The sequence below is a fragment of the Psychrobacter sp. genome (genome assembly GCF_036731945.1).
Classification (GTDB): Bacteria; Pseudomonadota; Gammaproteobacteria; order Pseudomonadales; family Moraxellaceae; genus Psychrobacter.
This window is the reverse complement of the sequence record NZ_DAINDI010000023.1, coordinates 1-12,208: the sequence shown is the minus strand read 5'-3', so window position 1 is coordinate 12,208 and position 12,208 is coordinate 1. Positions and strand designations below refer to the sequence as shown.

Annotated in this window: 12 protein-coding genes and 1 tRNA gene; 7 read left to right on the top strand and 6 right to left on the bottom strand. The window is 40.9% G+C overall.

Annotated elements, in window-relative coordinates; translation table 11 throughout:
- The first annotated feature begins 192 nt into the window (after window positions 1-192).
- Entirely contained in the window at window positions 193-1,092 is a 900-nt protein-coding gene (locus V7D75_RS06465; RefSeq protein WP_333613889.1) for a LysR family transcriptional regulator, read from the top strand.
- 72 nt (window positions 1,093-1,164) lie between these two features.
- Here V7D75_RS06465 and V7D75_RS06460 read toward each other — a convergent pair whose 3' ends face one another.
- Window positions 1,165-2,955 carry a potassium/proton antiporter gene (locus tag V7D75_RS06460; protein WP_068407969.1) on the bottom strand — a complete coding sequence of 597 codons (1,791 nt, stop codon included), beginning with the start codon at window positions 2,953-2,955 and terminating at the stop codon, window positions 1,165-1,167.
- Window positions 2,956-3,399: 444 nt separating this feature from the next.
- Window positions 3,400-5,064 (bottom strand): alpha-keto acid decarboxylase family protein, encoded by a 1,665-nt coding sequence (locus tag V7D75_RS06455; RefSeq protein ID WP_333613888.1) that lies wholly within the window; start codon window positions 5,062-5,064, stop codon window positions 3,400-3,402.
- A 260-nt stretch (window positions 5,065-5,324) separates the two neighbouring features.
- On the opposite strand from V7D75_RS06455, the gene V7D75_RS06450 reads away from it, so the two are divergent.
- Window positions 5,325-5,399 (top strand) — tRNA-Gly (locus V7D75_RS06450).
- 477 nt (window positions 5,400-5,876) lie between these two features.
- Here V7D75_RS06450 and V7D75_RS06445 read toward each other — a convergent pair.
- Window positions 5,877-6,047: a helix-turn-helix domain-containing protein gene (locus V7D75_RS06445; RefSeq protein ID WP_333613915.1), complete on the bottom strand. Its 171-nt coding sequence runs from the start codon at window positions 6,045-6,047 to the stop codon at window positions 5,877-5,879.
- A gap of 188 nt (window positions 6,048-6,235) precedes the next feature.
- Between V7D75_RS06445 and V7D75_RS06440 the strand changes: the two genes are divergently transcribed.
- A complete protein-coding gene (locus tag V7D75_RS06440) occupies window positions 6,236-6,451 on the top strand; it encodes a hypothetical protein (RefSeq protein ID WP_021815097.1) in 216 nt (71 codons plus the stop codon).
- Between the two features lie 26 nt (window positions 6,452-6,477).
- Window positions 6,478-7,683 carry a site-specific integrase gene (locus V7D75_RS06435; protein ID WP_333613887.1) on the top strand — a complete coding sequence of 402 codons (1,206 nt, stop codon included), beginning with the start codon at window positions 6,478-6,480 and terminating at the stop codon, window positions 7,681-7,683.
- A gap of 33 nt (window positions 7,684-7,716) precedes the next feature.
- Here the strand turns inward: V7D75_RS06435 and V7D75_RS06430 are convergent.
- The 3 genes from V7D75_RS06430 to V7D75_RS06420 all read right to left on the bottom strand — a co-directional run bounded on the left by V7D75_RS06430 (window position 7,717) and on the right by V7D75_RS06420 (window position 9,868).
- Window positions 7,717-8,804 (bottom strand): IS3 family transposase gene (locus V7D75_RS06430; protein ID WP_333613886.1). Its coding sequence is split into 2 segments (ribosomal slippage): window positions 7,717-8,552 and window positions 8,552-8,804, totalling 1,089 coding nucleotides; the frame shifts between segments, so codons are not numbered across the junction.
- Between the two features lie 117 nt (window positions 8,805-8,921).
- Window positions 8,922-9,173, bottom strand: coding sequence for an HNH/ENDO VII family nuclease (locus tag V7D75_RS06425; RefSeq protein ID WP_333613885.1), 252 nt, complete (start codon window positions 9,171-9,173; stop codon window positions 8,922-8,924).
- A gap of 137 nt (window positions 9,174-9,310) precedes the next feature.
- Window positions 9,311-9,868: a DUF6990 domain-containing protein gene (locus tag V7D75_RS06420; RefSeq protein ID WP_333613884.1), complete on the bottom strand. Its 558-nt coding sequence runs from the start codon at window positions 9,866-9,868 to the stop codon at window positions 9,311-9,313.
- A gap of 418 nt (window positions 9,869-10,286) precedes the next feature.
- On the opposite strand from V7D75_RS06420, the gene V7D75_RS06415 reads away from it, so the two are divergent.
- The 3 genes from V7D75_RS06415 to V7D75_RS06405 all read left to right on the top strand — a co-directional run bounded on the left by V7D75_RS06415 (window position 10,287) and on the right by V7D75_RS06405 (window position 12,070).
- Window positions 10,287-10,634, top strand: a complete 348-nt coding sequence (locus V7D75_RS06415) for a type II toxin-antitoxin system RelE/ParE family toxin (protein ID WP_333613883.1) — start codon at window positions 10,287-10,289, stop codon at window positions 10,632-10,634.
- A 1-nt stretch (window position 10,635) separates the two neighbouring features.
- On the top strand, window positions 10,636-10,938 hold the full coding sequence (locus V7D75_RS06410; RefSeq protein WP_011512377.1) for a helix-turn-helix domain-containing protein: 303 nt from the start codon (window positions 10,636-10,638) through the stop codon (window positions 10,936-10,938).
- A gap of 658 nt (window positions 10,939-11,596) precedes the next feature.
- A complete protein-coding gene (locus V7D75_RS06405) occupies window positions 11,597-12,070 on the top strand; it encodes an SMI1/KNR4 family protein (RefSeq protein WP_333613914.1) in 474 nt (157 codons plus the stop codon).
- Window positions 12,071-12,208: the final 138 nt, after the last annotated feature.

Genomic DNA, 12,208 nt, shown 5'->3' with positions numbered 1-12,208 from the left:
ATTACTTTTTTTCTATGCCGTTTTTTCTATAGCTCTGACAATACCTAAATATCGGAAGCGAGACCATGGTAAAATTCAGAAGTAAACTTCTGGTTTTTCGTAGTAACTTTGATTTATTCGTTATTTATAGAAGTTTTATAAAAAATTTGGTTAAGACAGATTAAGATAATAGATACGGGAACATGACCTTTAATGCTAGATGAATTGATAAAAATTGATATTAAGACCCTGCGTAGCTTTATGGCCATCGTAGAATGCCAAGGTGTGACCGCCGCGCAGTCACGCTTAAATGTCACGCCGTCTGTCATTAGTGGTCATTTAACCCATTTAGAAGATCGTTTGGGTATGACGCTTTGTCATCGTGGGCGCGCGGGTTTTAAGCTCACTGAAGATGGCGCAGCGGTTTATGAGGCCTGCTTAAGCTTTAATGAGGCAGTGGCCAGCTTTCAGCATCAATTGCACTATATTCGGCAACTGGATTCGGTACGCGGCGGTCATATTCGATTATGTCTTATCGATCAGATGCCAACGGTATTTTATGATGCGTTACGTCAGTGCTTGGCTGCAAGCTATCGCGACAATCCGCTTATTCACTTTTCTATCGATGTGCAAAGCCCTGAGAGTATGCTTGATAAGTTACTTAGCAACGAAAGTGATATTGGCGTGGGATATTTTGGCAGCTTTCCGCCTCTATTGACCTTTCAGCCAGCATTTATCGAAAAGCAAGTCGTCTGCTGTGGCCGTGAGCATCAGTTATTTAATAAATCAGCCGGTTTAACCTTTGAGGATTTGGAACAAAATTATCCATGGATAAAACGGGGTTATATTACCGATTTGAGCATCAATCATGTCCGCCCAAAAACGTTAAGTGCCACCACGTACCATATGGAGGCGACGGCACAGTTAATTTTGGCGGGTCATCATGTCGGCTACTTGCCCAATGATTTGGCCAAGCGTTATGAAGAGAAAGGGATGATGAAAATACTATTGCCCAATGAGGCAGGTTACGAGGTCAAGCACCATTGGGCCTATCGAGAAAATCTGCATAAGCATGTCGCTGATTTTTTGCAGCAAATGACTGGGCTTTTATAAAGTGACAAGCATTTAATGGATAATAATAAAGAATAACGATAAATAATCGTGGCAAAAAATAACCATAAACAGCTACCCTGCTTTTGGTAGCTCTTCACGTTTTAAACCAATCGTTCTAAGCTTGCCTTTATCATCGACTTCTTTGATGACCAGTGACCACTCATCATTAATCGCCACCGTATCGCCCGATACCGGCGCCATATCTAGGTTACCTTTAACGTATTCAGCAACCGTTTGCTGCCACATATTTTTTTCGTTATCTTCTGGTTTAGATTTTAGTTTATCGACCAAAGACTCTGAGGTCATGACACCAGTAAAAAACGGCAAATCGCCCAGCTTAACGCTCGGTGATAGGAGCCAATCGCCATAAAAATCATCGATAGCTTTGCGGTCTAAGGTGGTGTCATTAAAAATCCGCGCAATTTGGCTGGCATGATTGCCGCGCATCGCATACCACACGCTATCACCAAATTTCAGCTTAGTATCTTCGTCGACAATGACAATCTGCTGCCCGCGTACCAAGGCAAACACGCTAATTTCATCAGGGTTAACGTGGTTAGAAATGCTTTTTGGATGACGTCCAATCGCAAACGCCCCTGACTTTACTTGAAACTGATATAAAGTAATGCTCGCCTTATCCGATACCCAAACCTCATGCTTCTCTTCGGGATCTTTATTATTAGGAATGCGTACTTTAAATAAATCCGCCATAAAGGGAATGGTTGTGCCTTGCAAAATCAAGGATAAAACCACTACGCCAAAGGCAATATCAAACAGCATAAAGGCGCCGTCAATACCCGCCATTACAGGCAAAATAGCAAGGGTAATCGGTACGGCACCGCGCAAACCAACCCAAGAAATAAAACCGATTTCTCGGTCTTTAAATTTAAAGGGTTTTACGCTGCTATAGACCGCGATAGGACGAGCAATCAAAATCATAAAGGCTGCAATCGCGACTGAATAATACCAAACGTTAATGACGTTTGATGGCGTGACCAATAGACCCAGCACCACAAATAAGACGGCTTGCGATAACCATGCAAAGCTGTCCATTACGCGCATGACATGCTCGGTTGAGCGCACTTTATGGTTGCCTATCAGCACGCCAGCTAGATAAACCGCCAAAAACCCACTACCACCGATTAAATTGGTCGCCGCAAACACCGCCAAGCCCGCCGACAATATCAATATGGCATACATGCCTTCTGCCAAATGTATCTTCGGTAATAGCCTTGCCAATAAATAACCGAATAATAAACCCATACCGAGACCAAAGCTAAGCTGCTGTAATAGCAAGCCTATAAAGCCCAGTACCGTTTGGCCAGCAGGGTCGACATTTAGGGCAATCAATCCTGTGACTAATAAAATGGCTAGTGGGTCGTTGGCACCAGATTCGAGCTCCAACGTTGCTTGCACGCGATCGTTAAGCTTCACACCGCCATTTCGCAGCAATGAAAATACCGCTGCCGCATCGGTCGAACCGACGATTGCCGCCATCAATAGCCCAAAACGCCAATCGACATCGAGTAGCCACGTGACGAACACGCCCAGTATCATCACTGTCGCCAGTACACCCCACGTGGCAAGCGTGATAGCAGGTCTTAGCCCAACTCGAAAAGATTTAAACGAGGTACGCAGTCCACCATCTAACAAAATACAAGCCAGCGCCGCCTGCCCGACAAAGTTGGCAATACCATATTGAGAAAACTCAATACCCATGATGCCTTCTTCACCGGCGAGCATCCCGACCACTAAAAACAACAATAATAGCGGCACGCCCAAACGCGCCGACAAGGTACTTGCCATGATACTGGCAAAAATTAAAACTGCTCCTACGAGATACAGGATATTTAAGGTATCCATCTTTTTTAAGCCCTATTTTTAATCATTATTATGTGAGTGCGCCCTTCAGCTTTTTTAGCGTAATTGTTCCATAAAATTGCAAATTGAAATGCTCTAAATTAAACAGTCTTATTGTAGTTCTCTTAACTGTCTAACTTTAAAAACCCAATCTATAAAAGCCCACCCTATTGTATAACATAGAATCCTAACGGTAGTTTGTGTTAAGCGTCGTACGCCTGCAATTCCTATAGAAAACATTCACTATTGGCTCTTTCTTTGTTCAATCATAAAGACTTTTAGCGCCACTATAAACCTTAGTCTGAGAATATTAAAAAAGCCCTATTTAGCATAATGCCAAATAGGACTTTTCTGTTTTATAAGTGTTCAGTGTTTTTATAAATGCTTAATCATTATTAATGGCAAATGATAAATACTCATGCAAATTATAAAATTATTTCACTTAGGCTATTTTGGTTTAAGGGCAGCGCTGATATCAGCCAATAATGGCGGGATATCGTGTTTATCTGTCATCACTTCTAACATCACCAGTTTATCTTTGGTGGCAGCGGCTTTTTCGAGCGCTGCTTTTAGTTCGCCAGCGGTTTCTGCTTTAAGTATGAGACTATTTTCTTCCGTGGCGCCAAAGGCTTTTGGCATCATTTGCCAGTCGCACTTAGGAATATCATTATAGCGCTGATTTTCACCATGAATCGCTCGCTCAACGGTATAGCCATCGTTATTAATCAGGACAATAACCGGATTGATGCGCTCTTTAATCATTACCGCGATTTCTTGAATGGTTAACAAAGCCGAACCATCGCCAATCAGTAAAATACTGCGCTTATGCGGTGAGGCAATAGCACCACCCAAACTCGCTGGCAAGGTATAACCGATAGAACCCCACATTGGCTGCCCATAAGACGTCACCCCTTCTGGCAGACGCACATCACTGATACCAAAATACGCCGTGCCTTGGTCAGAAAACACGAGGTTTTTATCATCAAGCGCATCGGCGATGATATGCCACAAATCATCTTGACGAATTGGCTCGTCATCCTTACCGTTTTGCTCATGCGGCTGCATCTCTTTGCAAAATTGCTTCGGTACGATATTAATGCCTGAGGTCATGACTTCATGCAGGGTTTGCAGCGCATCTTTGAGCGCAATCGGGGCAAAATTCTGACCGCTGATAGATGCCCGCTCATAATGCAAATCAACCACGACTTTTTCATCGATATCTTGGCTAAAACCTGCGGTGGTCGTATCGGTATATTGCACGCCGATTTTAATTAAGCATTCGCAATTCTCTACCGCGTCTTTAACCACAGGCCGCGATGCCACACCTGCATAAGTACCTGCCCAACGCTCACTATTTTCATCAAGCAAGGTTTTGCCCCATGATAACGTCGTATAAGGAATGTCGGTATCAGCAATTAAAGCCTTTAGCTGATTTTGTAATCCCAAACGATGCACCATCAAATCTGCCATCAGTGTGGTGGTTTTATTAGGTAAAAAATCTATCAATGCTTGCTTGAAGTCTGCCAACGCGGCTTGGCTAGTGATATCTTCCTGACTATCATCAAGCTTGGTCGTTGGCGGATAAATCGGCATTTTTGCCACATCGGGTGACAACAACAAATAACCGGGACGATGCTTTTTCAGAATAACTCGAATCACACGATCAATCTCAGAGGCAGCGTTATCAGGCGTGATTTGCGCGCGTGCCACGGTGACCGGTTCAACCATTTTAATAAAATGATTAAAAACGCCATCACCCAAGGTATGGTGAATCCGGCGTTTTGAATCTTGCAGGGCGGTACTTGGCGCACCGACCACGTGCAGCACGGGTGCGTACTCGGCAAAAGAGCCCGCGGTAGCATTAATCGCCGATAGCTCACCCACGCCAAAGGTCGTCACCATAGCAGCAAAGCCCCGCTCGCGTGCATAGCCATCAGCAGCATAGCCAGCATTTAGCTCATTGGTATTGCCGACCCAGCGCAATTTATCAGACGCAATAATATTATCTAAAAACGTTAAATTAAAATCACCGGGCACGCCAAAGATTTCAGTCGCACCCGCTTCAGCGATACGATCGAATAAATAATCCGCGATGGTATATTGTTGACTCATTTTTTATCCTTAATGCTTAAGATTATAAGTATTGATAACTATCAATAAAGATGGGGTTTCTTATAAAATGCACACCAGCTTATTTCTTCCATACAAAGCTTTTGGAATACATATTATAATAAACTGTTATAACATAAAATTATGACTGGATGACATGCCTGTTTTGCTAACTTTTACTTTTTTTCGTGTTAGGTGTTGACAGGTAAATAAAACTGCGTATAATACGCCTTCATCAACTGACGATAGTTAATTGATCATTAGCGGGAATAGCTCAGTGGTAGAGCATAACCTTGCCAAGGTTGGGGTCGAGAGTTCGAATCTCTTTTCCCGCTCCAAATACTTAAAAAGCCTCACTTAACAGTGAGGCTTTTTTTTGTCCAATTTTCAAGGCTTGTAGAAGATATTTCTAAATATCTTTTCTGATCCAGTTAAGTTTAGCTACTCAATCAAAAAGCTTATTTTCGGTGCGGTGCCCATTTGGTGCCCATACCGTGCCCTGCCCTAAAACTCCATATACGTATCTGACCACAACCTAGCTATTTTTGATTCAAAAACCATCATGACACCTAACCTAGTGAATTTGGCACTATGCTGATTTTTGAACCCAACCTCAATCCAGCAAAAAACGTGCTTTTTAGATGCCTCGTTTATTGGAAATATATTTAAGATACATAGTGCTCAAGGCTAATCGTGACTTAAAAAAATCATGACTCCAACCTAACAATATAAATCATTAAGCCTTACAAGTATGCTTCAGCCCTAATATGCCTTCAGCTAGCAATTTCCTATCAAAGGTTATCACGATAGTCAATCTACTCCTCTTCTGAAAAGCTCCCATCATTAACTTCATCTGGAACATATTTCAAAATATCCCCTGGCGTTACTTCTAATACATTACATAGCTTACTCAAAGTATCGAACTCAATTCTAGTCGTCTCGTCATTATATATTCTATGCAGCGTCGATTTACTGATGTCCGTCATTCTCACTAAATCTGCTACACGTAACCTTCTTTCTGCTAAAAGAACAGGTAAGTTACATGAAATCACAATAAAATCCTTATTGGTAAGTAAAAAGTACTTGCCAATGACTACTTTTCTGATAATATAGTACTCGTTGGCAACAACAAAGTGTTTATTAAAAACTATTTAATACTGACTGGAGAACTATTATGTCACAGACTTATCTCACTACTCAAGAATTAGCCGACCGTATCAAATACGACGCCCGTACTATCCGTAACCAACTTAAGGACACTGTTTTAATTGAAAACATTCATTACATTCGTCCTTTTGGCGGTCGCAAGATTTTGTACGTATGGGAGCGTATCGAAGAAGATATGTGCAAGCCGGTTATGAGTGCTATCAACGGTATGGCTTTACAGTAAGTTTTATTTAAACAAGGAGATTAACAATGGCATCAGTAAGAGCAAGGCGTGGCAAGCTATTCATAGATTTCACATATATGAATATTCGTTGCCGTGAGACAACAATCTTCCCTGATACTCCCGCAAACGTTAAAAAATTGACTTTAGTGGCAAAAGAGATAGATGCAAAAATAACCCTAGGCATCTTTGACTATGGCGCCTACTTTCCGAAGAGTACACGTTTAAAAGAGATGACCGCACTGGCTGATAGAGCGGAAGCTTGTATCAGTCGCAACCCTACATTTAGGCAGTTTTCAGAGATTTGGTATGAGGAGAAGAAAATTGAATGGCGACCGAGCTATCGGCAAAAGACACAGATTATTTTGAATAAGTACTTATTACCTGAGTTTGGTGGTAAAGCAGTACATGCGATAAAAAAACCAGACTTGCTGACCTTCCGTAGCTCCCTCGCCAAAGTTCGTTACGGTAAAGATGGTCAGTCAAGTCTGTCAGTAGCACGAATCAACCAGATCATGATACTTCTTCGTATGATACTAGAAGAAGCGTCAGATCGCCATGAGTTTGAGATGCCTTATAAAAATATTAAGAATCTCAAGCAAGCTCGTCCGGATGTAAACCCGTTCACACTGAGTGAAGTATGGCTGATTTTAAAGCATGTCCGCGCAGACTATAAGCCCTACTACACCATCCGCTTCTTTACGGGGATGCGTACCAGTGAGATTGATGGGCTGAAATGGGACTGCATTAACTTTGATCGCCGTGAGATCAGTATACGTGGTGCGTTAGTCAACGGTGAGATGGGTCCGACAAAGACGTTGGGCTCACAACGTGATATCGCAATGTCGCAGTTGGTCTATGACGCCCTACTAGAGCAGAAGGCACGTACCTTTGGTAAGTCAGAGTTTGTGTTTTGCAATTCACAAGGTAATCCCATGGAGTACCGCAATGTGAATCGGCGGGTGTGGAAACCGACGCTTGCCCTACTCGGTCTTAAACATCGGCGGGCTTATCAGACTCGGCACACGGCAGCGACGCTTTGGCTGGCTGCTGGTGAAAATCCTGAATGGATAGCACGGCAGATGGGTCACAGCAGTACGGAGATGCTGTTTCGGGTGTATAGCCGCTATGTACCCGATATCACCCGTCAAGATGGCTCTGCGATGGATAACTTACTACTTGCGAGCAAGGAGAAGTTAACCAGCGGATCGAATATCTCTGAAGATGAAGGGTAACCCTCCCAAGCATAAGACACTTATCCAATAGAATTAAGCTGCATGTTTTAGTTTTTGCATTGGCGTAAAGCCATTATTACCCATACTAAGGCGTTCATAATTGTAGTGGTACAACCAAGCTTCAGCTTGCTCTCTGACTTGATCTAAATCTGTAAACAACTCCTGATTTAGCCAATCATAGCGCATGGTTCTGTTGTAGCGCTCCACATAAGCATTTTGCTGTGGATTGCCAGGTTCAATATAGCTTATCGTAATGCCTTGATCGCAAGCCCATTCTTTTAAGGTATTGCTGATGTACTCAGGGCCGTTGTCACACCTTATCTGAATCGGCTTACCTCGGTACTCAATTAACTGATTTAAAATACGTATAACCCTTTGAGCTGGTAGCGAGAAGTCAACTTCAACGGTTAGGGCCTCACGGTTGTAATCATCAATCACGTTGAACAGTCTAAAGGCACGGCCATCGGTTAAGGCATCATGCATGAAGTCCATGCTCCAGCTTTGATTTATGCTATCAGGTATAGCAAGTGGTACTGGTTTAACGCGTTTAATACGACGCTTAGGTTTGATTCTCAGATTCAACTCAAGCTCACAGTAGATACGATACACACGCTTATGGTTGTAGGGTAGTCCAATCACATTACGCAGGGTTAAGAAGCACAACCCAAAGCCCCAGTTTTTGTTCTGCTCGGTCAGCTCTATAAGCAAGTCAGCTATCTGCTTATTTTCGTCAGAAGCCGCAGACTTATGGTAGTAGCAAGTCACACTGATGTTAAAGATATGGCATGCTTTGCGTATGCTAATACTGCGCTCTTTGATGTAGTGACTAGCTAATGCTTTGCGCCCAAGCGGCGCTACCACTTTTTTGTCATAGCATCCTGTAGGATATCTGACTTGAGACGCTCTTCGGCATACATCTTCTTTAATCGAGCATTCTCAACTTCAAGTTCTTTTAAACGCGCAATTAAAGAGGCATCCATGCCGCCATACTTTGAGCGCCAGTTGTAGAAAGTGCTTTGTCCAATGTTATGCTCGCGGCACAGCTCAGCAATAGGTACGCCTTGCTCCGCTTGTTTTAGGATGTTAACGATCTGGTTGTCGCTAAAGCGTGTCTTTTTCATAAGAATCTCCTGCTGATAGTTTAGCAGTTAATCTCTATTTTTAAGTGTTCTTATTTAGTGGGGGGATTACCGAATGAGCTCATATTATTTTCCTTGTAATTGGTTTAAACGATCTTTCTAATAAGTTTCTTTATCAGTCTTAAAACTGGGTCTATCAACTGGATAATCTAGATGCTGCTGAGGTGAATATGGATGCACTGCTTGTCTACCATTTTGATTAGTGAGATTTAAATGAGTTGATTCAGAAGTTTCAAATAAAGCACCGCGCCCATCTTGACGTGAATGATGAAGCTGAACCTGCTCATATTGACCATTTTTCAGTACATACGGTGATCCACCCTGTTTCATACGATCTGCATTAGTTCTCATGTCACCATCATTTTTAAGAGGTTGAGCTTTCAAATCAATTTAAAACTATCATCTTAAACAAGCAAAAAGGCAATGATACGTAATTTGTATCGTTGCCTTTTAAAGATTATTTCTAGTGCTATATATTGAAGATGACGTTATCGATGCGCCTCAGCAGTTTCCAATGCTCGTTCAATATAGTCTTGTTTAATATAATTGGAAAATGTCATTCTATCCCCTTGCTTAAAGTTCTGTAAATACTCTTTCAACTTTGCTGTTTGTCCTGTAATGGCTAAGGCTGATAAGTGATAGAGTGGATAAATCCCTTTAGTATCAAATGGAATCGCACTATATTTTAACAACCCTGCTTCAATATCTTGTTCTTGCGCCCATATTTCAATTTCTTGAAGATAATTTTCGACAACCTCTCTTGTTAGATTTTGAGTATAGATAGATTGTTGATTATTTCTGACGATACCAGAGTGCACTATTGTTCTTGGTTTCTTATTTTCATGAATATACTCAACCAAAATACTAAAGTCTTTGGTACTCACACTCGGCATCATAATTATCTGGTATTTATCTATTAATTTTTTGATACCAGGTATGACTTGAATTTGTCTGTCAGGTAATTGCTTATAGGCGCAGTCATCAATGCCTTTTTTTATCGTCCAGCCATTGTCTGTTAAGATGTTGTATAGCTCTGTTTTAGTCATTGCTTAGTCCTTCATAGTTAATAACTTCAATAGGAACACCATTAGGATAATCCTGTTCTTTCAATGGTACGCCAGGTATTAACCCAAAATCTTCTGCTACCTGACCGCGCGGAATGGCATCACCATTTCTAATTTGCGGGTAAATTTCACTTTGACGAATAGATAAATCGGCGTTGCCTGTTTTTACTTCAAATAGTACTATTTTACCGTCTGAACCTGTGGCAATTATGTCAGGTCTACAGTGCCCTTCTTTCCCACAAGCATAGCCAAAACTCGCTTCCTTCTCATTAACAGTATAGGTTAACGATAGAAAATATGGTCGCTACTAAGAATAGGCTGTTAAGAGCTGCTCACTATAATTGCAGAGTGTCCAGATTAGTTGTATAATATAGACTGTAATCTATATATTGGTTTTTATATGTGGACTGTCATCACAACAGAGCTGTTCAACCAATGGTTTGATCAGCAAGATGAATCAACGCAAGAAAAAGTACTGGCAGCTTTGGTGGTTTTAGAACAGCAAGGTCCAAGCTTGGGTCGCCCTTTAGTAGATACGGTGTATGATTCAAAGTTTACCAACATGAAAGAGTTGCGTGTTCAGCACAGAGGCAAGCCACTCAGAGCCTTTTTTGCCTTTGACCCAAAGCGGCAAGCAATTGTGCTTTGTATCGGTGATAAGGGTAATAAAAAGCGTTTTTATAAAGAAATGCTAGCCACTGCAGACCAGCAGTATGAGTGTCATCTCAGAACTTTAGGAGATCCATAACATGACTAAGACATTACAAGAGATGTTAGCTGAGCGTTCTTTGGATAGCCAAGCGCGTATTAAACAATTGGCAGAGCAACTGCTTTTAGAAAACCAGCTGTCTCGTATCCGTGAAGAGTTAGAGATCTCTCAAAAAGAGCTGGCTCAAACCATGGGTATTAAACAGCCTTCATTGTCTGCTATAGAAAATCGCGGTAATGATCTTAAAATATCGACCATGAAAAAATATGTTGAGGCTATGGGTGGTAAGCTTCGTATCGACGTTGAGCTGCCAACAGGGAAGCACATAGGCTTTAATGTGTAATAATAAATTCAAGTGATTCAAGCGCTAATAAGCCACCTTCTTATGGGTGGCTTATTTATTACTAAGAATAGGCTAATGTTATTAGAAAAGCACAGTATCCAGTTCCTTGAGTCAAAAGCCTGTTATAGATGGTTCCCTATTAACAGTCTGTTTTAAGTGGTCTGTTAGTAGGTTTGAAGGGTGAAATAACTGGTTCCGCTAGGGTATACATTATTGGAACTAGCTGAGGAATCAGCATCAATTATTAGTTAATCCTTGTAAGTTTCTCCCAACAATATATACACCACCCAGTATGAGGTTGTTCAAGTACTGAATTACAACGCTCACTATGAGGTTCATCAGTTAATTGATTGGTAATATTATTAATCATAGCTAATGCTTTATCTCGGTCTCTGTCATACACAGAAGATTTAAGTGAGCTAAGCAAACGAAGAGTAGCATTAACATCGATATTTCGGTTTTCAGAATTCATTGTACTACCTTCATAATTGTTAGAAGATGCTCGATGCCTGTATAGCGCACCGAACATGTATTAGAACACAATAATAAATACTTTTTTCAAAGCATCATTCCATTTTTTTTCATTAATATTATATTATTTGTGCTAATTGATCTTGCTAAGCTTGAACACCGCAATCTACCGTAGGATAGGAGGTATATTATAAATATTTATAGAGATAATGGAAAAGTAGATATTGATATAATATTCAAAGCAGAAGAAATTATTAGTCATGTTTTCCCAAGTAATTATACTGACCTAGTAACTAAATATGATGCTCTGAGATTGGAAAACAATATTTTTGATTTTACGAATGTTTATGGAGAAAAGGATGAAAGAGATGTTAATTTTTTAAGCTTTAAAACTGATCATATCGATGGTGATATTATCAGTAATCAAGAAAATGTATCAGATATCAGTAATTTCGGTTATAAAAACATAGTTTTATTTGCAATTTGTGCGAACGGGGACTACATCTGTTTTGATTATCGACATGATGCTATGACTAAGAAGCCTAAAATCGTTTTAGTCTGTCATGATGAATTTGTAGATCATGATGACGGTACAAGCTCTATGGTTATTAATCATGTAGCTGACTCATTCGAAGATTTTATTGATATGTTGCATACCTAAGATATCTCGTAAATTTGATCAAGATAGCGTTATTAGCTCGAAAAACTAACGTTCTGTACACCATGAGAGCCTTTCCTAAAAAGTGTGTAACTGCTTATAATCCAATAACAGGAGAATAAGCAATGACTAACCAATCTG